Annotated in this window: 18 protein-coding genes; 10 read left to right on the top strand and 8 right to left on the bottom strand. The window is 67.6% G+C overall.

Annotated elements, in window-relative coordinates:
• Window positions 1–42: 42 nt before the first annotated feature.
• Window positions 43–738 (bottom strand): PadR family transcriptional regulator, encoded by a 696-nt coding sequence (locus ABT009_RS09625; protein WP_351291415.1) that lies wholly within the window; start codon window positions 736–738, stop codon window positions 43–45.
• 371 nt (window positions 739–1109) lie between these two features.
• Here ABT009_RS09625 and ABT009_RS09620 point away from each other — a divergent pair, with 371 nt between their 5' ends.
• Together ABT009_RS09620 and ABT009_RS09615 are read left to right on the top strand one after the other, a co-directional pair.
• Window positions 1110–3761: a transglycosylase domain-containing protein gene (locus ABT009_RS09620; RefSeq protein WP_351291413.1), complete on the top strand. Its 2652-nt coding sequence runs from the start codon at window positions 1110–1112 to the stop codon at window positions 3759–3761.
• 108 nt (window positions 3762–3869) lie between these two features.
• Window positions 3870–5381 carry a glycosyltransferase family 87 protein gene (locus ABT009_RS09615; RefSeq protein WP_351291411.1) on the top strand — a complete coding sequence of 504 codons (1512 nt, stop codon included), beginning with the start codon at window positions 3870–3872 and terminating at the stop codon, window positions 5379–5381.
• A 92-nt stretch (window positions 5382–5473) separates the two neighbouring features.
• On the opposite strand, the gene ABT009_RS09610 is transcribed toward ABT009_RS09615, so the two are convergent.
• The 3 genes from ABT009_RS09610 to ABT009_RS09600 all read right to left on the bottom strand — a co-directional run bounded on the left by ABT009_RS09610 (window position 5474) and on the right by ABT009_RS09600 (window position 8323).
• Window positions 5474–6505 (bottom strand): alanine racemase, encoded by a 1032-nt coding sequence (locus ABT009_RS09610; protein WP_351291410.1) that lies wholly within the window; start codon window positions 6503–6505, stop codon window positions 5474–5476.
• An 88-nt stretch (window positions 6506–6593) separates the two neighbouring features.
• Window positions 6594–7715, bottom strand: a complete 1122-nt coding sequence (femX, locus tag ABT009_RS09605; RefSeq protein WP_351291408.1) for a peptidoglycan bridge formation glycyltransferase FemX — start codon at window positions 7713–7715, stop codon at window positions 6594–6596.
• Between the two features lie 293 nt (window positions 7716–8008).
• Window positions 8009–8323 (bottom strand): hypothetical protein, encoded by a 315-nt coding sequence (locus ABT009_RS09600; RefSeq protein WP_351291406.1) that lies wholly within the window; start codon window positions 8321–8323, stop codon window positions 8009–8011.
• A 309-nt stretch (window positions 8324–8632) separates the two neighbouring features.
• On the opposite strand from ABT009_RS09600, the gene rpsF reads away from it, so the two are divergent.
• The 4 genes from rpsF to rplI all read left to right on the top strand — a co-directional run bounded on the left by rpsF (window position 8633) and on the right by rplI (window position 10333).
• The gene (rpsF, locus tag ABT009_RS09595; RefSeq protein ID WP_351221260.1) at window positions 8633–8923 is read left to right on the top strand and encodes a 30S ribosomal protein S6; all 291 of its coding nucleotides are present in this window, start codon (window positions 8633–8635) and stop codon (window positions 8921–8923) included.
• Window positions 8924–8995: 72 nt separating this feature from the next.
• Entirely contained in the window at window positions 8996–9574 is a 579-nt protein-coding gene (locus ABT009_RS09590; protein WP_351291404.1) for a single-stranded DNA-binding protein, read from the top strand.
• A gap of 57 nt (window positions 9575–9631) precedes the next feature.
• The gene (gene rpsR / locus ABT009_RS09585; protein WP_003949403.1) at window positions 9632–9868 is read left to right on the top strand and encodes a 30S ribosomal protein S18; all 237 of its coding nucleotides are present in this window, start codon (window positions 9632–9634) and stop codon (window positions 9866–9868) included.
• 18 nt (window positions 9869–9886) lie between these two features.
• Entirely contained in the window at window positions 9887–10333 is a 447-nt protein-coding gene (gene rplI, locus ABT009_RS09580) for a 50S ribosomal protein L9 (protein WP_351291402.1), read from the top strand.
• 157 nt (window positions 10334–10490) lie between these two features.
• Here the strand turns inward: rplI and ABT009_RS09575 are convergent, their stop codons facing one another.
• The gene (locus ABT009_RS09575) at window positions 10491–11828 is read right to left on the bottom strand and encodes an MATE family efflux transporter (RefSeq protein ID WP_351291400.1); all 1338 of its coding nucleotides are present in this window, start codon (window positions 11826–11828) and stop codon (window positions 10491–10493) included.
• A gap of 459 nt (window positions 11829–12287) precedes the next feature.
• Between ABT009_RS09575 and dnaB the strand changes: the two genes are divergently transcribed.
• Window positions 12288–13766: a replicative DNA helicase gene (dnaB, locus tag ABT009_RS09570; RefSeq protein WP_351291398.1), complete on the top strand. Its 1479-nt coding sequence runs from the start codon at window positions 12288–12290 to the stop codon at window positions 13764–13766.
• 87 nt (window positions 13767–13853) lie between these two features.
• Window positions 13854–15242 carry a serine hydrolase domain-containing protein gene (locus ABT009_RS09565; protein WP_351291396.1) on the top strand — a complete coding sequence of 463 codons (1389 nt, stop codon included), beginning with the start codon at window positions 13854–13856 and terminating at the stop codon, window positions 15240–15242.
• Window positions 15243–15343: 101 nt separating this feature from the next.
• On the opposite strand, the gene ABT009_RS09560 is transcribed toward ABT009_RS09565, so the two are convergent.
• Together ABT009_RS09560 and ABT009_RS09555 are read right to left on the bottom strand one after the other, a co-directional pair.
• Complete coding sequence (locus tag ABT009_RS09560) at window positions 15344–15796, bottom strand: GNAT family N-acetyltransferase (protein ID WP_351291394.1); 453 nt, start codon at window positions 15794–15796, stop codon at window positions 15344–15346.
• A gap of 42 nt (window positions 15797–15838) precedes the next feature.
• On the bottom strand, window positions 15839–16360 hold the full coding sequence (locus tag ABT009_RS09555; RefSeq protein ID WP_351291392.1) for a MarR family winged helix-turn-helix transcriptional regulator: 522 nt from the start codon (window positions 16358–16360) through the stop codon (window positions 15839–15841).
• 141 nt (window positions 16361–16501) lie between these two features.
• Between ABT009_RS09555 and ABT009_RS09550 the strand changes: the two genes are divergently transcribed.
• Window positions 16502–17713, top strand: coding sequence for an MFS transporter (locus tag ABT009_RS09550; RefSeq protein ID WP_351291390.1), 1212 nt, complete (start codon window positions 16502–16504; stop codon window positions 17711–17713).
• Between the two features lie 93 nt (window positions 17714–17806).
• On the opposite strand, the gene ABT009_RS09545 is transcribed toward ABT009_RS09550, so the two are convergent.
• Window positions 17807–18676, bottom strand: a complete 870-nt coding sequence (locus ABT009_RS09545; RefSeq protein ID WP_351291388.1) for a GNAT family N-acetyltransferase — start codon at window positions 18674–18676, stop codon at window positions 17807–17809.
• 633 nt (window positions 18677–19309) lie between these two features.
• On the opposite strand from ABT009_RS09545, the gene ABT009_RS09540 reads away from it, so the two are divergent.
• Complete coding sequence (locus ABT009_RS09540) at window positions 19310–20980, top strand: globin domain-containing protein (RefSeq protein ID WP_351291386.1); 1671 nt, start codon at window positions 19310–19312, stop codon at window positions 20978–20980.
• The last annotated feature ends 6 nt before the right edge of the window (window positions 20981–20986 follow it).

Below are 20986 nucleotides of genomic sequence, written 5' to 3'. Positions count from 1 at the left end.
GTGTTCTCGGTGTTCCGGATGAGGCCTGCGGAGATGCCGGCCTCATGTGGCGGTGCCGTCGGACGGATCCGGCCCGGTGGTGTCCCGGTGCCGGGGCAGGCCGCCCGACGTCCCTGATGTGTCGTGTCGAGCCGCGTCCCCCGAGGGGGAGGAGGCGTCGGTGGACCGTCGCTGGTCCCGCCCCGCTCGCTCGCTCTCGATGAGCTCGTTCAGCCAGCGCACTTCGCGCTCCACGGACTCCATCCCGTGGCGCTGGAGCTCAAGCGTGTAGTCGTCCAGGCGCTCCCTGGTGCGGGCCAGGGAGGCGCGCATCTTCTCCAGACGCTCTTCCAGCCGGCTTCGGCGGCCTTCGAGTACGCGCATGCGCACGTCCCGCGACGTCTGCCCGAAGAACGCGAAGCGGGCAGCGAAGTGCTCGTCCTCGTACGCATCGGGGCCCGTCTGCGAGAGCAGTTCCTCGAAGTGCTCCTTACCTTTCGCCGTCAACCGGTAGACGATCTTGGCGCGGCGCCCTGCCAGGGGAGCGGCGAGGACGTCCTCGGGGGTACTGCCCGGCTCCTCGATCAACCATCCGTTGGCAACCAGAGTCTTAAGGCAGGGATAGAGCGACCCGTAGCTGAAGGCGCGGAACACCCCCAGCGACGTGTTGAGCCGTTTGCGCAGCTCATAGCCGTGCATGGGCGACTCGCGAAGCAGGCCGAGTACGGCGAACTCGAGGATGCCGGAACGCCGGCTCATCGTCGCCTCCTGACTGCATCGGTGCGCGGGCACGGGTCTTTATGCCGAGCTGATGTATCGACTCGATACATCACGACGATAGAACGGCCCTCCGGCTGCGACAAGTGGGGTCATGGTGAGCGGCGTCACATCACCGATTCGCGGGAAGCAAGTTGCCTGATTTGGGATGAACTTCGGCCTAGGTGGGTTTTGGCGGTGCGTAGTCTGTGCGCCATGCAGTCCACCGGGAACCAAGTGACGCCAGTAGACGTCCTCAGTCCTTGGTGTAGTGCGGGTGAGTGCTGTCATGGCCTCGTCCGTATGTCGGGGGGAACCGGAAACCAGCCGCCGTTTCCAGGCGCGAGAGCGCCTGCCCGAGGAGTAGTCGTTCGATGAGCGAGCACCGTCGCAAACCGCCGCAGCCACAGGGCGGCGGACGTGCCGCGGCCCGACGCGGCCAGCCCGGCCCGTCATCCGGCCGCCGCGCAGCACCGCGAGGCGCCACCGGATCTCCCTCCGATGGATACGGCTCCGGGGATACCGGAGGCGAGGAACGTCCGTACGGAGGCCGCGCCGAAGCCCGCCGTGCGGCACAGCGGGCCGCCGGCGGTGGCCGCCGCAGAGCGGCCCCCGACGGGGCGGGCCGCGGTGGTGGAGGCCGACGAGGCGGTCCCGGCGGACCGGGCGGGCCTCCCGGGCGCGGCAGGGGCCGCGCCGTACCGGCGAAGAAGCGGTTCATCGACTATCCGCGCGCGGGGAAGTACGGCGCGGCGCGCTGGGTGCCGTCGTGGCGGCTGGTGACGGGGCTGTTCGTCTCTTTCTTCGGCGGTCTGCTGGTCGCGGCCGGGATCGGGTACGCCATGGTGGGGATCCCGAGCGAGGAGAACGCGGCGGCCACGGCCGAGAACAACGTCTTCTACTGGTCCGACAAGACCCAGATGGCCGCCACCGGTGACACGAACCGGCAGAACGTGGAGATCGAGGACATTCCCAAGGACATGCAGGAAGCGGTGATCTCCGCCGAGAACGCCTCCTTCCGCAAGGACAAGGGCGTCGATCCGATGGGTATCGCCCGTGCCCTGTTCAACATGGCCAAGGGCGGGGACACGCAGGGTGGTTCGACCATCACGCAGCAGTTCGTGAAGAACACCTACCTAAGCCAGGACCAGACCGTCACGCGGAAGTTCAAGGAGCTCTTCATCTCCATCAAGGTGGGCTCCAAGATGACCAAGGACGAGATCCTTGCGGGCTACCTGAACACTGCCTACTACGGCCGTGACTCCTATGGGATCCAGGCGGCGGCCCAGGCCTACTTCGGCAAGGACGCCAAGGACCTCAACACCGAGCAGTGCGTCTTCCTCGCGGCCGTGCTCAAGGGGCCGAACCTGTACAACCCCGACGGGGGTGTCGGGGCGAACGCCACGCCCGAGGCCAACAAACAGCGTGCCGAGGAGCGGTGGAACTGGATCCTGGACCGTGAGGTCGAGTTGGGGAACATGACGAAGTCCGAGCGCGACTCCGTCGGCAGCTTCCCCGAGCTCAAGAAGCGGACCTCGTCACTGTCCGGACAGACCGGCTATCTCGTCGACATCGCCAAGGAGTACGTCGCGAAGAAGCTCGGACTGTCGACCGAGGAACTGGACCGGGGCGGCTACCGCATCTACACCACCTTCGACAAGAAGAGGGTCGAGGAGCTCGAGGCAGCCGTCAAGAAGACGCGGAAGAGCTTCCTCAAGCCCAATCGAGCCAAGGACAAGTACGTCCAGTTCGGTGCGGCATCGGTCGATCCGACGAGCGGCGCAATCGTCGCGCTGTACGGCGGAGAGGGCTACGACAAGGGCCACTACTCCAACAACGCCAACACGACGGGTGTGCCGGTCGGCTCGACCTGGAAGCCGATCGTGCTGGCCGCCGCGATGAAGGACGGGACTTACCAGACCGACGGGAAGCCTCTCTCGCCGATGGCCCGGTACAACGGCAACGATCTCCTCGTGATCAAGGATCAGAACGGTGATCCGATCATGGGATCCAACGGCAAGCCGTTCCGTCAGAAGAACGAGGGCACCACGAACTGGGGCATGGTGACCCTCAAGAAGGCCATGGAGCAGTCGATCAACTCACCCTTCGCCCAGCTGGGTGTCGACGTGGGCCTTTCCAAGACGCGGGAGGTCGCAAAGGACATCGGCATCCTGCCGGAGTCTTTCGACAAAGCGAACCTCCGCAACGTGTCCTTCTCGCTCGGTACGTCGACCCCCAGCGCCATCCGCATGGCGGACGCGTATGCGACCTTCGCGGCCTCGGGCAAGCACTACGAGCCGTACTCGGTAACCAAGGTGATCAAGAACGGTGAGCCGAAGGAAGGGTTCGAGCCCCCGAAGCAGAAGCAGGCCCTGGACGCCGACGTCGCCGACAACGTGACCAACGTCCTGGAGAACGTGGTCCAGAACGGCACCGGTAAGAAGGTCGCGGACATAGGGTTCCCGGTGGCCGGCAAGACGGGTACAACCGACAAGAACAAGTCGGCGTGGTTTGTCGGATACACCAGGGAGCTGTCCACGTCCGTCACCCTGTTCAGGACCGAGCCGGACAAGGGCAAGCTGCTGTCCATGAACGGCACCGGCGGTGTGGCGTCCATCCACGGTGGTGACATCCCGGCCCAGGTCTGGAAGGACTACATGGCGGAGGCCCTCAAGAACTCCCCACACGAGCCCTTCCCGGAGGCCGAGAAGATCGGCGAGATCATTGGCGCCAGCCCCTCCCCGACCGCCAGCGCCTCTCCCACCACGGACCCCAGCGCGAGCGCGACGCCGACCCCCTCGATGTCCGCACCCACTGCAAGCCCGTCGAAGACGAACGGCAACGGCAATACCTGCAGCCCGTGGGATCTGTCGTGCACCAACAACGGCGGAACAACGGACGGTGGGACGACCGGTGGAAGCACCGGAAGTGCGTCACCGTCGCCAACAACCAGTTCGGACAGCGGCGGCAATGGCAACGGCAATGGCAACGGCAATGGAGGCTTCTTCGGAGGCCCGGCGGGGTAGCGCGCCTCGCCCTGACCGTGCGTGTTTCACGTGAAACGAGGGCCGCCGCACCTGACCGGTGTGGCGGCCCTCGCCGCATTCTCAGGCGCGTACGGCAGTATGTGCGGCATGCCCAGTGCAGACACGGCGCGCTCGAGCGTGCACGAGCCGGAACCGGTGCGGCCGACCAGGGAAGACGAGGTCGCCGCGGCCGGCAGTGAGCTGATCGGCGGCCCCCTCGGACGACGGGCGTTGACCGGGACCAGCTGGTGGACTCCCGTGCGCGTCATCGCGCTCGTCATGATCGGCATGTTCGCGCTCGGCATGGTGCAGAAACTGCCGTGCTACGACGGCGCCTGGTTCTACGGAGCCGGCTCGCAGTACACGCACGCCTGCTACTCCGACATTCCGCACCTCTACCAGGGACGCGGCTTCGCAGACGGCCTCGTGCCGTACTTCGACAAGCTCTCCGGCGACATGGAGTACCTCGAGTACCCCGTGCTGACCGGCGTCTTCATGGAGGTCGCGGCCTGGCTGACCCCCGGCAGCGGAACCATCCAGCGCCAGGAGCAGATCTACTGGTTCGTCAACGCCGGGATGCTGATGGTGTGCGCCGCGGTCATCGCCGTATGCGCGGCTCGCACCCACCGGCGCCGCCCCTGGGATGGCCTCCTCGTCGCGCTGGCACCCGCCCTCGCCCTGACGGCCACCATCAACTGGGATCTGCTCGCTGTGGCGCTCACTGCCGCCGCGATGCTCATGTGGTCGCGGGGCCGAGCGCTGGCCTTCGGCGTGCTGCTCGGACTGGCCACGGCCGCCAAGCTCTACCCCGTTCTGCTGCTGGGCCCGCTGCTCGTCCTGTGCTGGCGCGCCGGCAAGTGGCGTGAGTACGGGACCGCCGTGCTCGGTGCGGCGGGCGCCTGGCTCGTCGTGAATCTTCCGGTGATGATCCTCGCCACGGAAGGCTGGTCGAAGTTCTACACGTTCAGCCAGGAGCGAGGCGTCGACTTCGGGTCCTTCTGGCTGATCCTCTCCCAGCGGTCGGACAGCCCGCTGAGCACCGACTCGGTCAACACGCTCGCCATGGTGCTCATGATCCTGGCCTGTGCGGGCATCGGTGCCCTCACACTGACCGCGCCGCGCCGCCCGCGCTTCGCCCAGCTCGCCTTCCTGGTGGTGGCCGCCTTCATCCTCACCAACAAGGTCTACTCACCGCAGTACGTGCTGTGGCTCATCCCGCTCGCCGCCCTGGCCCGCCCGCGCTGGCGGGACTTCCTCATCTGGCAGGCCTGCGAGGTCGCGTACTACCTGGGCATCTGGATGTACCTCGCCTACACGACCAGTGGCGACGCCCACAAGGGACTGCCGCAGGACGGCTATCACCTGGCCATCGCCGCCCACCTGCTGGGGACGCTGTATCTGTGTGCCGTCATCGTCCGCGACATCCTCATGCCCGAGCGCGACGTGGTGCGGCGGTCCGGCGACGACGATCCCTCGGGCGGTGTTCTGGACGGGGCCAAGGACGTCTTCGTGCTCGGCTATGCGGCTCATCCGCCACGACATGCCGCGCATTCCGAAGGTCACTACGTCCAGTGGGGCAGGGAGGCGGACGGGATCCCGCCGATCGTCACCCACGAGTGAACGGCTTCGGACGAGCGCACAACTGAGCCGGAAGGGACAGGCCCTTCCGGCTCAGTGAGGTGCTGCGTGAGGCCCTGTGTACGGGGCGGTCCCTACCGGTCGACGAGCCGGTCGAACTGCGTCGTCGTATGCCGCAGATGAGCCACCAGCTCCTCGCCCACCTTGGGTTCCGGCGCATCCGACGGCACGAACAGGATCGACACCTGCATGTGCGGCGGCTCCGCGAACCAGCGCTGCTTGCCCGCCCACACGAAGGGCGAAAGATTGCGGTTGACGGTGGCGAGACCCGCGCGGGCCACGCCCTTGGCGCGCGGCATGACGCCGTGCAGCGCCTTCGGGGCCTCAAGGCCCACACCGTGCGACGTACCACCCGCCACCACGACCAGATAGCCGTCGGAGGCGGCCTTCTGCTGCCGGTACCCGAAACGGTCGCCCTTGGCGACGCGCGTGACGTCGAGGACGGCGCCGCGGTACTCGGTTGCCTCGTGGTCGCCCAGCCACAGCCGGGTGCCGATGCGTGCGCGGAACCGGGTCTGCGGGAACTGCTGCTGCAGACGCGCGAGTTCATCGGCCTTGAGATGGCTGACGAACATCGTGTGCAGCGGCAGCCGGGCCGCGCGCAGGCGGTCCATCCAGCCTATGACCTCCTCGACGGCGTCCGAGCCGTCGGTGCGGTCCAGCGGCAGATGGATCGCGAACCCTTCGAGGCGTACGTCCTCGATGGCAGCATGCAGCTGGGGCAGGTCCTGCTCGCTCACGCCGTGCCGCTTCATCGAGGACATGACCTCTATGACGACGCGGGCGCCGACCAGACCGTGCACCCCGTCGATCGAGGAGACCGAGCGGACGACACGGTCGGGCAGCGGTACGGGCTCCTCGCCCCGGCGGAACGGCGTCAGTACCAGCAGGTCACCGCTGAACCAGTCCTTGATCCGCGCGGCTTCGTAGGTGGTGCCGACGGCGAGCATGTCGGAGCCGAAGCGCGTGGCCTCCTCGGCCAGCCGTTCATGACCGAAGCCGTAGCCGTTGCCCTTGCAGACGGGGACCAGCCCCGGGAACTGCTCGTGCACGTGCTTGTGGTGCGCCCGCCAGCGCGCGGTGTCGACGTAGAGCGTGAGCGCCATGGCCGGTCCCCGGACCTTTCTCGTGATTGCGGTGTATCAGGGTATGAGCTGGGGTGAGTCAGGAGAACGAGGGGGAAACCGTGAGAGGTCAGCGGCGCGACATATAGAGGTCGAGCGCCTTGTGGAGCAGCTTGTTGAGCGGGAAGTCCCACTCGCCGAGGTATTCGGCGGCCTGCCCGCCCGTGCCCACCTTGAACTGGATCAGGCCGAAGAGGTGGTCGGACTCGTCCAGCGAGTCGCTGATACCGCGCAGGTCGTAGACGGTGGCGCCCAGAGCGTAGGCATCGCGCAGCATCCGCCACTGCATCGCGTTCGAGGGCCGGAACTCTCGGCCGATGTTGTCCGAGGCGCCGTAGGAGTACCAGACGTGGCCGCCGACGACCAGCATCGTCGCCGCGGACAGGTTCACGCCGTTGTGCCGGGCGAAGTACAGCCGCATGCGGTTGGGGTCCTCGGTGTTGAGGGCCGTCCACATGCGCTGGAAGTACGACAGCGGACGCGGCCGGAAGTGGTCGCGCACGGCCGTGATCTCGTACAGGCGCTGCCATTCGGCGAGGTCCTGGTAACCGCCCTGGACCACCTCAACGCCGGCCTTCTCGGCCTTCTTGATATTGCGGCGCCACAGCTGGTTGAAGCCCTTGTGGACGTCCTCGAGGGAACGGCCCGCCAGCGGCACCTGGAAGACATAGCGGGGCTGCACGTCGCCGAAGCCCGCGCCGCCGTCCTCGCCCTGCTGCCAGCCCATACGGCGCAGCCGGTCCGCGACCTCGAAGGCACGCGGCTCGATGTGGTCCGCCTCGATGTCGCGCAGGCGCTTCACGTCCGGGTCCTGGATGCCCTTCTTGATGGACGTGGCCTCCCAGCGCCGGATGATCACCGGCGGGCCCATCTTCACCGAGAACGCGCCCTGCTGCTTGAGGTGCGCCAGCATCGGCTGCAGCCAGTCGTCGAGGTTCGGCGCGAACCAGTTGATGACCGGGCCCTCGGGCAGATACGCCAGATAGCGCTTGATCTTGGGCAGCTGCCGGTACAGGACGAGGCCGGCGCCCACGAGCTCACCCGTACGCTCGTCGAACCAGCCCAGGTTCTCGGACCGCCACTCCGCCTTGACATCGGCCCACGCCGGGACCTGCATGTGGCTCGCCGCGGGCAGGCTCTGGATGTACGCCAGATGCTGCTCTCGGCTGATGGTCCTCAGGGTCAGGCTCATTCGGGGCGCTCCTCGGGCTGGTGTGTCCCCATGGGTACAGGGGCTCCGGCTCTCGCGCCGAAGCCTACTGCGCCGTTCGAGCGCCCTGTCTGGGCGTACGGGACTTGGCCCCGGCCAGGCACTCGACCGGGGTGTGTCGGACCGTCAATCGGCTCTCAGCCCGAGAACTCGATCGGGCTCAGCCGGAGACCGTTCGAGATCAGGAGAGAAACCGATCGGTCTCAGTCGGGCACCGATCGAGATCGGCTGCCGATTGGATTCAGTTTTGACCGGCCGCAGCCGAGAGGCCGCACTCAGCCGAAAACGCCACCGAACAGGCCTCCGTGGGCCATGCCCAGGAAGAACCCGATCCCCGAGGCACCCAGGCCCAGGATGAGACCGAAGCGCTCGCGCGTCGTCTCCGAGATGAACTGGCCGTAGGCGCCCGTGATGATCCCCACCAGCCCGGCCCACGAGCTGATCAGATGGAGGCTGTGGAACATCGCCGTGATGAAGGCGATCGCGCCGAGGACCAGCGTCACGGCGGCCAGGGCGTCCTGGCGAGGATGAGGCTTGCCGTCCGTGGCGAAGAGGGAGGTCGCGGAGTTGGGTCGTACTGCCTGTGCCATAGGGGCACCTCCTGCGGAAGGCGGCGCATCGTAGCGCCATACACACCCGATGTGTACAGATTGCCGGGCTCCACCGCCGGATTTCAACCGGAAGCCGGTGTGCGGGTAGTCTGTACCCTCTGCACCGGTGTCTGCCCAGCCCTGCCCAAATCATGGCCGGGAACTCCACGAGCGGCGCCCGCGCGGCAGTGATCTGTCGGTGATCTGTCGGGGGCGTTGTCAGTGGTGGCCGATACCGTTGCGTACGCATCACAACCCTCCTGCCACGGAACGACCGTGGCCGCTGAGTCCAAAGGAGGTGGGTTCCACATGCGTCACTACGAGGTGATGGTCATCCTCGACCCCGATCTCGAGGAGCGCGCTGTCTCCCCGCTGATCGAGAACTTCCTCTCTGTCGTCCGTGACGGCGGCGGAAAGGTCGAGAAGGTCGACACCTGGGGCCGTCGTCGTCTCGCGTACGAGATCAAGAAGAAGCCCGAGGGCATCTACTCGGTCATCGACCTGCAGGCCGAGCCTGTGGTCGTCAAGGAGCTCGACCGCCAGATGAACCTGAACGAGTCGGTCCTCCGGACCAAGGTCCTCCGTCCCGAGACCCACTGAGCTTCCTAGCTCAGCGGTAACCGGGATTCGAGTAGCAGTAAGCAGCCAGCAAACCCGCCGAGAGGTTCCCCCATGGCAGGCGAGACCGTCATCACGGTCATCGGCAATCTTGTCGATGACCCCGAGCTGCGCTTCACCCCTTCCGGTGCGGCCGTCGCGAAGTTCCGTGTCGCGTCCACTCCCCGCACCTTCGACCGCCAGACGAACGAGTGGAAGGACGGCGAGAGCCTCTTCCTGACCTGCTCGGTCTGGCGTCAGGCGGCGGAGAACGTCGCCGAGTCGCTCCAGCGAGGCATGCGCGTCATCGTGCAGGGCCGGCTGAAGCAGCGGTCCTACGAGGACCGTGAGGGCGTCAAGCGCACGGTCTACGAACTCGACGTCGACGAGGTCGGCGCGAGCCTGCGCAACGCCACGGCCAAGGTCACCAAGACCTCCGGTCGAGGCGGCCAGGGCGGCCAGGGTGGCTACGGCGGTGGCGGCCAGCAGGGCGGCGGCTGGGGCGGTGGCCCCGGCGGCGGTCAGCAGCAGGGTGGCGGCGCTCCCGCCGACGATCCCTGGGCGACCGGTGCGCCGGCCGGCGGCGGCCAGCAGGGCGGCGGTAGCTGGGGCGGAGGCTCCGGCGGCGGCTACTCGGACGAGCCCCCCTTCTAGGCCTTCGGGCCGGGGGCGGGCCGTACCCAAACTTCTTGATCACACAGGAGAAACACCATGGCGAAGCCGCCTGTGCGCAAGCCGAAGAAGAAGGTCTGCGCTTTTTGCAAGGACAAGGTCACGTACGTGGACTACAAGGACACGAACATGCTGCGGAAGTTCATTTCCGACCGCGGCAAGATCCGTGCCCGCCGCGTGACCGGCAACTGCACGCAGCACCAGCGTGACGTCGCCACGGCCGTGAAGAACAGCCGTGAGATGGCGCTGCTGCCCTACACCTCCACCGCGCGATAAGGGAAGGGTGACCGACACATGAAGATCATCCTCACCCACGAGGTCTCCGGCCTCGGTGCCGCGGGCGACGTCGTCGACGTCAAGGACGGTTACGCTCGCAACTACCTGATCCCGCGGAACTTCGCGATCCGCTGGACCAAGGGCGGCGAGAAGGACGTCGAGCAGATCCGTCGTGCTCGCAAGATCCACGAGATCGCGACCATCGAGCAGGCCAACGAGATCAAGGCCCGGCTCGAGGGCGTGAAGGTCCGCCTGGCCGTCCGCTCCGGCGACGCCGGTCGTCTCTTCGGCTCCGTCACCCCGGCCGACATCGCCTCGGCGATCAAGGCCGCCGGTGGCCCCGAGGTCGACAAGCGCCGCATCGAGCTGGGCGCGCCGATCAAGACCCTGGGCGCCCACGCGACGTCCGTGCGTCTGCACCCCGAGGTTGCCGCCAAGGTCAACATCGAGGTTGTCGCCGCGTAAGCGGTGCGCTCGGCAGAGCTGAGAGAAGGGCCGCACCCCGAGGGGTGCGGCCCTTCTTATTGCGTCACGTTCTCGCGCGGGCCCGCAGCTTGCGGTTTCCGTGCGTTTCACGTGAAACGGCGCGTTCGGCTCGGGTCGCGGTGTGCGGCGCGCCGTGTCAGCGCGTGGCGCCCGTGACGATCCAACGCCCCGAGCGGGAGCGCAGCCACAAGGTCAGCATCCGCACGGTCATCATCAGCGTCATGGCTCCCCACAGCGCGGTGAGTCCCCCTCCGAAGACGGGTACGAGCAGCGCCACGGGAGTGAAGACCGCGAGGGTGGCCAGCATGGCCCATGCCAGATACGGTCCGTCCCCGGCGCCCATCAGCACTCCGTCGAGGATGAAGACGATGCCCGAGATCGGCTGGGACACGGCCACCACGATGAGGGCGGGCAGTGCCGTGTTCTGGACGACCGAGTCACCGGTGAAGAGCGGGATGAACAGCGGCCTGGCGACGATCACCAGGAAGCCGAGCACGATCCCGGCGGCGATGCCCCACTGCACCATCCTGCGGCAGGCCTCACGTGCTCCCTGGGCGTCTCCGGCCCCGAGGTAGCGTCCGATGATGGCCTGACCCGCGATGGCGATCGCGTCGAGCGCGAAGGCCAGCAGACTCCACAACGACAGAATGATCTGGTGGGCGGCCACGTCGGCATCTCCGAGGCGGGCAGCCACCGCGGTGGCGATCATGAGAATGGCCCGCAGCGAGAGCGTGCGGACCAGCAGCGGCGCACCGGCCTGTGCACAGGCTCGTATACCGGCGGCGTCCGGCCTCAGAGAGGCACCGTGCCGCCTGGCGCCACGGACGACGACGAAGAGATACGCAGCGGCCATCCCGCACTGGGCGATGACCGTGCCCCATGCGGAACCGGCAATGCCGAGCCCGGCACCGTAGACGAGACCCGCGTTGAGGCCGGCGTTGGCGACGAACCCCGCGATCGCCACGTAGAGCGGTGTCCGCGTGTCCTGCAGTCCGCGCAGCACGCCGGTGGCGGCGAGCACGACGAGCATGGCCGGGATGCCGAGCGCCGAGATCCGCAGATAGGTGGTCGCGTGGGGAGCCGCGGTATCCGAGGCGCCGAAGACTTCCACGAGGGCCGGGGCCGTGGGCAGGACGACGGTGATGACAGCGGCGCCGAGCAGCAGGGCCAGCCAGATGCCGTCCATGCCTTGGCGGATGGCTGCCTGCAGATCTCCGGCGCCGACCCTGCGGGCGACGGCGGCCGTGGTGGCGTAGGCGAGGAATACGAAGACGCTCACGGCCGTCATCAGGAGGGCCGATGCGACGCCGAGACCGGCCAGCTGGGCGGTGCCGAGATGGCCGACGATCGCGCTGTCGGCCATCACGAAGAGGGGCTCGGCGACGAGTGCACCGAAGGCCGGGACAGCCAGCGCGATGATCTCTCGGTCGTGCCGGCGTCGGGCGACCCTGGTCGCCGCGGAAGCCTGTGTCATGGGCACCAATGTAATCGTCCACAGGTAAGAGACGCAAAGGTATTGTGTCCCTTACTTAGGGGTCTGCTTGACGCTCGGTCATGCACCGGCCGCAGAGTTCTTGGGCCGATGGGGGAAGTTTTTCTTCTGCACAGCCGGTGGACGGGAAAGTTGCAGGTCACGAGCTGTTTTCTCGTAGCGTTGAGGGCTTGTTCACAGTCCTGTCCACCGGGTCGTGCACAGGTTTGGCGAGGTTCTCCACAGCATCGGCGCCGTCGTCCACAGCGCCTGTGGATAACCAGATTGGCTGACGGTGCCGAGGGGCCTACGGTGGTCCGGCGCCCGACCCGTTCCGCGGCCTCGTCAACGTCGCAGACACCGACCCGTCAGAAGCGGATGAGGGCCTCTCGTTTTGTCAGTGCCGTGCCGTAGAAAGAGGGGCGCGGCATGTCCGCGCGGAGCACGGCAGGAGGTGGCCCGGTGAGTATTTCCGAGCCCTTGGACGAACCCTGGGCCGACAGCGGGCCAGGGGACCGTCTGCCTGTCTCGCGCCCGCGCCGCGAGGCCGGCCGAAGCCGCGACGAGCAGCACGACCGCGGCCGCGAGGGCGGCTCCTGGGACGGCGGCGGTTCCTCGTTCGAACGCGTACCGCCGCAGGATCTCGACGCCGAACAGTCGGTCCTCGGCGGCATGTTGCTGTCGAAGGACGCCATCGCCGATGTCATCGAGGTGCTCAAGGGCCACGACTTCTACCGGCCCGCGCACGAGACGATCTATCAGGCGATCCTCGACCTGTATGCGAAGGGCGAGCCGGCCGACCCCATCACGGTGGCTGCGGAGCTCACCAAGCGCGGTGAGATCACCCGGGTCGGCGGCGCCCCGTATCTCCACTCCCTCGTCCAGACCGTCCCGACCGCTGCGAACGCCGAGTACTACGCGGAGATCGTCCACGAGCGGGCGGTCCTGCGCCGCCTCGTGGAGGCGGGCACGCGCATCACCCAGATGGGATACGCGGCCGACGGCGACGTCGACGAGATCGTCAACAGCGCCCAGGCCGAGATCTATGCCGTCACCGAGCAGCGCACCAGTGAGGACTACCTGCCGCTCGGCGACATCATGGAGGGCGCGCTCGACGAGATCGAGGCGATCGGGTCGCGCAGCGGCGAGATGACCGGTGTGCCGACGGGCTTCACCGACTTCGACTCCCTGACGAACGGCCTGCACCCGGGTCAGATGATCGTCATCGCCGCCCGTCCCGCCATGGGAAAGTCGACGCTCGCTCTGGACTTCGCCCGCGCCGCCTCCATCAAGCACAACCTGCCCAGCGTGATCTTCTCCCTGGAAATGGGGCGGAACGAGATCGCGATGCGTCTGCTGTCCGCGGAGGCGCGGGTGGCACTGCACCACATGCGGTCGGGCACGATGACGGACGAGGACTGGACGCGGCTGGCGCGCCGGATGCCGGATGTGTCGGCGGCGCCGCTCTACATCGACGACTCGCCGAACCTGTCGATGATGGAGATCCGCGCCAAGTGCCGCCGGCTCAAGCAGCGCAATGATCTGAAGCTCGTCGTCATCGACTATCTGCAGCTGATGCAGTCCGGGGGCTCGAAGCGAGCGGAGAGCCGCCAGCAGGAGGTCTCGGACATGTCCCGAAACCTCAAGCTGCTGGCCAAGGAGCTCGAGATCCCGGTCATCGCGCTCTCCCAGCTGAACCGCGGTCCCGAACAGCGCACCGACAAGAAGCCGATGGTCTCGGACCTGCGCGAGTCCGGCTCCATCGAGCAGGACGCCGACATGGTCATCCTGCTCCACCGCGAGGACGCCTACGAGAAGGAGTCGCCCCGGGCGGGCGAGGCCGATCTGATCGTGGCGAAGCACCGTAACGGCCCGACGGCGACGATCACAGTCGCCTTCCAGGGCCACTATTCGCGGTTCGTGGATATGGCTCAGACCTGATCAGCCCTGATCGCTCCAGCGGCATGTCCGCGTTGCTCCTCGGGAAATGGGTCGACGTGTCGTGGCCGTGGGGGTGGACTTGGGGTCATGACAACACTCCATGGAGAACTTCTGCCGACCACGCGTCGCGCGCTGCTGCACCGTATTGCCACGGCTCAGGCTGAGGGGCGGACGCCCTCGCTGGTGGCAGCGGTCGTCCGTGGTGACGGGATGGTGTGGAGTGGGGCTCGCTCCTGCGTGGACGGGCACGCCCCGGACGACAACGTCCAGTACCGCATCGGTTCGATCACCAAGACGTTCACGGCCGTGCTGGTCATGCGGTTGCGTGACGAGGGTGTGCTCGATCTCGGGGATCCCCTGGAGAAGCATCTGCCCGGCACGGGCGCAGGGGATGTAACCGTTCGCGAACTGCTCGCGCACACAGGCGGGTTGGCCGCCGAGACGCCCGGCCCCTGGTGGGAGCGCACCCCTGGCTCCCTGAGGCCCGAGCTCTCGGATGTACTCGGCGAGCAGCCCTTCAGGCACCCGTCCGGCCGGCGCCATCACTACTCCAACCCCGGCTATGCGCTGCTCGGTTCACTCGTCGAGGAGGTCCGGGGAGCACCGTGGGAGGACGTGCTGCGCCGAGAGGTCCTCGAGCCGCTCGGTCTGCGCCGGACGAGCGGTCAGCCCATGGCTCCACATGCGGGTGGCTGGGCGGTGCATCCATGGGCTGATGTGATGATGCCCGAGCCTGCGGAGGACTTGGGTCGCATGGCGCCGGCCGGGCAGCTCTGGTCGACCACCGGGGACCTGGCGCGTTTCGCGGTCTTTCTGGCCAAGGGCGATGAGCGGGTACTGTGCGCGGACTCCGTTCTGGCGATGCGTACGCCCGCGGCTCCACCCGAAGCCGCCGAGGTGGCGGACGGCCGTGCCTACGGCCTCGGCATGCAGATCCAGCACAGGGACGGACGGACGCTGGCGGGGCACTCCGGCTCCCTGCCCGGCTTTCTTGCGGGCCTCTCCATCAGCGTGGACGACGACCTGGCGGCGGTCGTACTGGCCAACTCCACATCAGGGCCGCTCGTGACGACGGTCGCCGGTGACCTCGTACGGATCGTTGCGGAGGCCGAGCCGCGCATTCCCGAGCCGTGGCGGCCGCTGGCCGAAGTCGATACTGCCGTCCTGGAGTTGGCCGGCCCCTGGTACTGGGGGACACAGGCCGCAGTGTTGCGACTGACAACTGGTGGGGATGTTGAGCTCGGGCCCTTGTCGGGGGTGGGCCGACGTTCTCGGTTCCGGGCGAACGGGGACGGGACCTGGACGGGTCTGGACGGTTATTACGCGGGAGAGGTCCTGCAGGCCGCGCGGAGGCCGGACGGATCCGTGAGCCACTTGGACCTGGGGTCGTTCATCTTTACGCGCGAGCCGTACGAGGAGGGGGCTGCGGTGCCGGGCGGAGTGGATCCGGAGGGCTGGCGCGCGTTGCCTCAGTAACCGATGTCCGCGGTGAGCGGATCCGCGGGAGGAGACCGCGGAAAGCTGCCTGTTTCACGTGAAACAGGCAGCTTTCCTGCGTCCGGGCTGTCCCTGCGCTTTCAGAGCTGAAGTTTGAAGCCCACGTGTGAGGCGGTGAAGCCGAGCCGCTCATAGAAGCGGTGGGCGTCCGTGCGGGTGGCATCGGAGGTCAGCTGCACCAACTGACAGTCCTGGCGCTTGGATTCCTCGATCGCCCACTCGATGAGCCGGCTGCCGAGGCCGCTTCCGCGTTCCTCGGCATGGATCCGTACGCCTTCGATGATCGAGCGGGTGGAGCCTCGCCGGGACAGTCCCGGGATGATCGTGAGCTGAAGAGTTCCGACCACCCGGCCGTTCCGCACGGCGACGACCAGGTGCTGGTGCGGGTCGTCGGCCAGCCGCGCAAACGCGGCCGCGTACGGCTGGAGATCATCCGGCGACTCCCGCTGGGCACCCAGGGGATCGTCGGCCAGCATGGCCACGATGGCCGGGATGTCGTAGACGGTGGCGGCCCTTATCTCGAGATCTTCCATAAAGGGCAGCCTAGAAGTGTCCGTCTAGAAGTGTCCGTGCCCCTAGACCGGCACGATCACGTGCTCGGCTGGGGTATCCGATGGTTCATCGGTCCCACCCGAGGGTTTGCCGGACATGCCCGCCGACTCCACGACCCTGACCAGCGGGGCCAGTTCCGGGTTCTTTGCGGCTTCATCGAGAGCTTCACGGAGCGCGGCGTCGTTGGTAGGACGGGCTTCCACGAGGAGCTGGGCTCCCGCTTCGCTGACGTCCGTGTAGATGCCGCGTCGGTCCGTGGGGCACAGGTAGCGCTTGAGCAGGCCGCGGTCCTCGAGCCGGGTGACCAGTCGGGTGGTGGCGCTCTGGCTGAGCACGACAGCATCGGCGACCTGCTTCATCTGCAGATGACCGCCCTCGCCGTCGTGCTGACGGCTGAGGGTGTTGAGCAGTGAGTACTCCCTGACGCTGAGGCCGTGCTCGGCCTGAAGGGCGCGTTCGATGTGCGCCTCGATCTTTCCGTGAAGCAGCGACAGTGCGCACCAGCCCTGGGCGAGAGCAGTGAGTGCGGGGTCGGTAGCGGTCATGGCTCTTGGTCCTCCGTCGCGGAGCGGCTGAACCCAAGGATATGACACCGATGCAATAGTCGGCGTTTGCGTATATCCCGCGTCTGCAACTATTGTGGGCGCACGTTAAGCGCACCTGCAATCACCTGGGAAGGTACATCCATGCCTCTCGCGCTTGTGGCCCTCGCCATCGGGGCCTTCGGCATCGGAACCACGGAATTCGTGATCATGGGATTGCTGCCCGAGGTTGCGGGTGACTTCGGAGTGTCCATCCCCACGGCCGGTTTTCTGGTGACCGGCTATGCCCTCGGCGTCATGATCGGGGCCCCGCTCATGACCGTGCTGGGCACCAGGATCGCCCGCAAGCGCATGTTGATGCTGCTCATGGGCCTCTTCATCGCCGGGAACCTGCTGTCCGCCCTGGCTCCCGCCTTCGGTGTGATGCTCGCCGGCCGAGTCGTCGCCTCCCTTGCCCACGGAGCTTTCTTCGGCATCGGCTCGGTGGTCGCCGCGGAACTGGTGGCCCCGGCGAGGAAGGCCGGCGCCATCGCCATGATGTTCACCGGTCTCACCGTCGCCAATGTCGTCGGTGTCCCGCTCGGCACCCTCATAGGCCAGAGCCTCGGCTGGCGGATCACCTTCGCCCTCGTCGCCGCCCTCGGTGTCATCGGTCTGGCAGGCATCGCCAAGCTCGTCCCGGACATGCCGAAGCCCGAAGGCGTCCACCTACGCGACGAGCTGGCCGCCTTCCGCAACGTCCAGGTGCTTCTCGCCATGGCGATGACCGTTCTCGGCTTCGGCGGTGTCTTCGCCGCCATCACCTACATCGCGCCGATGATGACCCGTGTCGCCGGCTTCGCCGACGGCTCCGTCACCTGGTTGCTGGTCCTGTTCGGTCTCGGCATGGTCGTCGGCAACCTCGTCGGCGGCCGGTATGCCGACCGCGCCCTGATGCCCATGCTGTACGTGGCCCTGGGAGCGCTCGCGGTCGTCCTCGGCCTGTTCACCGTCACGGCCCACACCAAGGTCCTTGCGGGCATCACCATCGCTCTGGTCGGCGCTCTGGGCTTCGCCACCGTGCCCCCGCTGCAGAAGCGCGTCCTCGACCAGGCGCATGGGGCGCCCACCCTGGCCTCGGCGGTGAACATCGGCGCCTTCAACCTCGGCAACGCGCTGGCTGCTTGGCTCGGTGGTCTCGTCATCGACGCCGGCCTCGGCTATACCGCACCCAACTGGGTAGGCGCGCTACTGGCGGCCGCAGCGCTCATCCTGGCCGTCCTGTCCGCCACACTCGAGCGCCGGAGCGACCGGCCCAGCCGCGTTGTCGCGGGCGCCGTGGCGGGTGCCGAGCACACCAGCCCCGTACATCACTGACCAGCGGCTCCACAGCTCCGCCACAGCCGCCGTGAGGCCCGTGTCCCAAGGGGACCGGGCCTCACGGCGTCTGTGTGCCTCATGGCGTCTGTGTCATCCTGCGGCGACCGTCAGTGGCGCGAAGCGCCGCGTCCAGTCGCCCGGCAGATCCGGAATGCCATACGTCATCACGGAGTTGAGCCCCTGCGACTCCACTCCTCGTTCCTTGATCCAGGCGAGCAGCTCTTCGTGGCGTACGTCGATGTCTGTGCGCAGAAGGCGGTCCGTGCCGGCGGCGAGCGAGGTGACGAGTGCCTTGGCCGTCTCCGTGTCGCGGGCGATCAGCGGGCCGACGGCATGGGTCGCCATGTTGGGCCAGGCGGCCGCGTAGCCGACGATCTCGCCGTTCTCCTCCGCCACCCTCAACTGGTCGGCAAACGCGGGCAGTCGCGTGATCATGTGGGTGCGGTCGGGACCGAACACCTCCCCGTCCAGACGGAGAATGGCGGGCAGATCCTCGGCCGTGGCGGGGCGGGTGGGGACAGCGGGCGGGGGACCGCCGGGACGGAAGTGGCCCCGAACCATCTCCGCCTGTCCCACGGCCTTGAATCCCAGCTCCTCGTAGAGAGGCCGGCCGGCAGACGTTGCGTGCAGTGTGAGCGGCGTCGCGCCGGCTCGGGCGATGACATGCCGCATCAGCCGGCGGCCGACGCCCTTGCGGGAGTGCCGCTCCGCGACCAGCACCATGCCGACCGCCGCCAGATCAGCGCGCTCCCGCGGACCGTACTCGGTCACGACACAGGCGCTGACAAGGCCGCCGTCAGGATCGTCGATGCCATAGCCGGTACCGGCCGTCAGGAGAAGGCGCCACTTGTGTTCTTCGCGAGGCCAGCCGCGGTCCTGGGACAGATCGGCGCAGGACTTGAGATCTCGCGGGGTGAGCTGACGGATCGGCAGGGCGGCGAGGGAGGGGGTGGTCGACACGCAGGTCAGGCTGGCTGATGCAGAGCCGTGGTGTCCACCGGTTTGCCGGCCGCCACACGCACTTCGGCCAGGTCGGCGATCCTGGCATGCCGGCCACTCGGTTTCACGTGAAACAGGGTGCTGGGTGAGGGGCGTGGACGGCGTCTGACCAGGGGGGCACGCGTGCGTACCAGGCTCGCAGAACCTGACGCGACCTGCGAATTGGTGGGGCCATCCGCTAATTGCCGCAATTCCCGGTGGAGTCCGCTGAATTCCTCGTGAAGGAAGGAAGGACTTGTGTGTGGGGCATCTGCCGGTATGGTCGAGTCCGGTTCGGCCCCCTGTACGCCTGGGTAACCGGCGGGGCCGAGCGTAAGCCATCGCAGCCTAATGGGACGGAGAGATCGAAGACTCGGACTTTCCGTTACATGGCGGGCCTCATGGCGCACCATGGGATGCTGCCGTCACAAGGCTGCGGCCAATGTCACAATCCCGCCCCACTTGTCCTTGGAGGGCGGGAGTCCACGGTTCAATGTGGACCGCATTGCAGCCGGGTAGTGCAGAGAAAAGCGCAAGTGTCAGCGGGGGAATCAAGCAACTTCCGACAGGGGAAGTGCGCAGACCGACCGAAAGATGTTCGAGGCGAGGCACAGCATGGACGCTCCGACCACGAAGTCGGCCGACAACGGCACTTCCGGCGACGACAGCAGCGGCGGTGGCGGCTGGTTCACGCCGCGCAAGCAGCCCGCCAGGCCCGCCGGCGAGGAGCCGGAGGGGGCCGAGGGCCGACGTATATCGCCCATACGCCCTGTCGGCAGGCCCGCGTCGGGACCCGTTCCCCCATCGGAACCATCCTCTGCGCCGGCACCATCACCACGCCCGACGCCGACATCGCCAGATGTGACGCCGGCCCCGGCTCCGATGTCGGCCTCGATGCCCACAGCCGGGCGCCCAGCAGAAACGGCCATCCAGACGGCCGCCCCGTCGCAGCCGAGCCCGGGAACGGACGCACAGACGGCCTCCGCACTCGCCGGAACGCTACTGACCCGACCGGATCCTGCTGCCGGACCAACAACCCCTCACCCGGCGCACTTCGAGTCGCGTGCTTCCGAAGCGACTGCCCCCGCAGCAGCCCACGCTCCCGCTGATGCGTCTCCACAAGGGCCAGCCCTCGACCCCGCCCCTGCCCGCCATCACGTATCGGACGGCGCATCGCCGGACGCGGTTCTCGTCCGGCGCACCATGGCCGAGGTCGGCCCCGTCGCCGACAAGGTGACCTCCTACTTCTACGCGCTGCTCTTCGTCCGTCACCCGGAACTGCGGCCCCTGTTCCCCGCGGCCATGGACACTCAGCGCGACCGTCTCCTCAAGGCGCTGCTGACGGCCGCAGAGCACATCGACAACACCGCCGTCCTCGTCGCCTATCTGCAGAATCTCGGCCGCGGCCACCGCAAGTACGGGACCCGGCCCGAGCACTATCCGGCTGTCGGCGAGTGCCTCATCGCGGCGCTCACCAGGTACGCCACGAGCACCTGGGACGACGAGACCGAGGCCGCCTGGGTCCGTACGTACACGACGATCTCCCAGGTCATGATCGATGCTGCGGCGGAGGACGAGCTGCGTGCCCCCGCGTGGTGGTACGCCGAGGTCGTCTCGCACGATCTCAGGACACCCGACATCGCTGTCATCACGGTCCGCCCGGACCAGCCGTATCCCTTCCTTGCCGGTCAGTACACGAGTCTGGAGACGCCGTGGTGGCCGCGGGTATGGCGGCACTATTCCTTCGCCTCCGCGCCACGGCCCGACGGGCTGCTGTCCTTTCACGTCAAGGCGGTGCCGGCCGGCTGGGTCTCCAACGCTCTGGTCCACCGTGCGCGCCCGGGCGACGTGATCCGGCTCGGGCCCCCGGCAGGTTCGATGACGGTCGACCACGGCACCGACACCGGCCTTCTCTGCCTCGGCGGAGGCACCGGCATCGCGCCCATCAAGGCGCTCATAGAGGATGTCGCCGAACACGGTGAGCGGCGCCCGGTCGAGGTCTTCTACGGCGCGCGTACCGATCACGACCTGTACGACATCGACACGATGCTGCGCCTGCAGCAGTCCCACCCCTGGCTCGAGGTGCGGCCGGTCATCGATCAGCAGGCCCATCTCCAGCTGCCTGACGCCATACGCGCATACGGCCCGTGGAACGAGTACGACGCCTATCTGTCGGGTCCTCCCGGCATGATCCGCCGTGGCGTGGACGCCCTGAGGGACATCGGCATCCCTTCGGACCGGATCCGCCACGATGCCATAGAGGAGCTCGTCACGATCGGCGACTGATCTGCT

This window comes from Streptomyces sp. NPDC002896, from assembly GCF_040295225.1.
Lineage (GTDB): Bacteria > Actinomycetota > Actinomycetes > Streptomycetales > Streptomycetaceae > Streptomyces.
The sequence above is the reverse complement of the archived record's forward strand: the minus strand, read 5'-3'. Positions and strand labels throughout refer to the sequence as shown.

Bases quoted from the DNA above. Each gene is read 5' to 3' on its own strand.
- ABT009_RS09590 (WP_351291404.1), top strand. From the start codon at position 8,996: ATGGCAGGCGAGACCGTCATCACGGTCATCGGCAATCTTGTCGATGAC.
- ABT009_RS09620 (WP_351291413.1), top strand. From the start codon at position 1,110: ATGAGCGAGCACCGTCGCAAACCGCCGCAGCCACAGGGCGGCGGACGT.
- ABT009_RS09600 (WP_351291406.1), bottom strand. From the start codon at position 8,323: ATGGCACAGGCAGTACGACCCAACTCCGCGACCTCCCTCTTCGCCACG.
- ABT009_RS09540 (WP_351291386.1), top strand. From the start codon at position 19,310: ATGGACGCTCCGACCACGAAGTCGGCCGACAACGGCACTTCCGGCGAC.
- rpsF (WP_351221260.1), top strand. From the start codon at position 8,633: ATGCGTCACTACGAGGTGATGGTCATCCTCGACCCCGATCTCGAGGAG.
- ABT009_RS09565 (WP_351291396.1), top strand. From the start codon at position 13,854: ATGACAACACTCCATGGAGAACTTCTGCCGACCACGCGTCGCGCGCTG.
- ABT009_RS09625 (WP_351291415.1), bottom strand. From the start codon at position 738: ATGAGCCGGCGTTCCGGCATCCTCGAGTTCGCCGTACTCGGCCTGCTT.
- rpsR (WP_003949403.1), top strand. From the start codon at position 9,632: ATGGCGAAGCCGCCTGTGCGCAAGCCGAAGAAGAAGGTCTGCGCTTTT.
- ABT009_RS09615 (WP_351291411.1), top strand. From the start codon at position 3,870: ATGCCCAGTGCAGACACGGCGCGCTCGAGCGTGCACGAGCCGGAACCG.
- ABT009_RS09560 (WP_351291394.1), bottom strand. From the start codon at position 15,796: ATGGAAGATCTCGAGATAAGGGCCGCCACCGTCTACGACATCCCGGCC.
- femX (WP_351291408.1), bottom strand. From the start codon at position 7,715: ATGAGCCTGACCCTGAGGACCATCAGCCGAGAGCAGCATCTGGCGTAC.
- ABT009_RS09575 (WP_351291400.1), bottom strand. From the start codon at position 11,828: ATGACACAGGCTTCCGCGGCGACCAGGGTCGCCCGACGCCGGCACGAC.
- rplI (WP_351291402.1), top strand. From the start codon at position 9,887: ATGAAGATCATCCTCACCCACGAGGTCTCCGGCCTCGGTGCCGCGGGC.
- ABT009_RS09555 (WP_351291392.1), bottom strand. From the start codon at position 16,360: ATGACCGCTACCGACCCCGCACTCACTGCTCTCGCCCAGGGCTGGTGC.
- ABT009_RS09610 (WP_351291410.1), bottom strand. From the start codon at position 6,505: ATGGCGCTCACGCTCTACGTCGACACCGCGCGCTGGCGGGCGCACCAC.
- ABT009_RS09550 (WP_351291390.1), top strand. From the start codon at position 16,502: ATGCCTCTCGCGCTTGTGGCCCTCGCCATCGGGGCCTTCGGCATCGGA.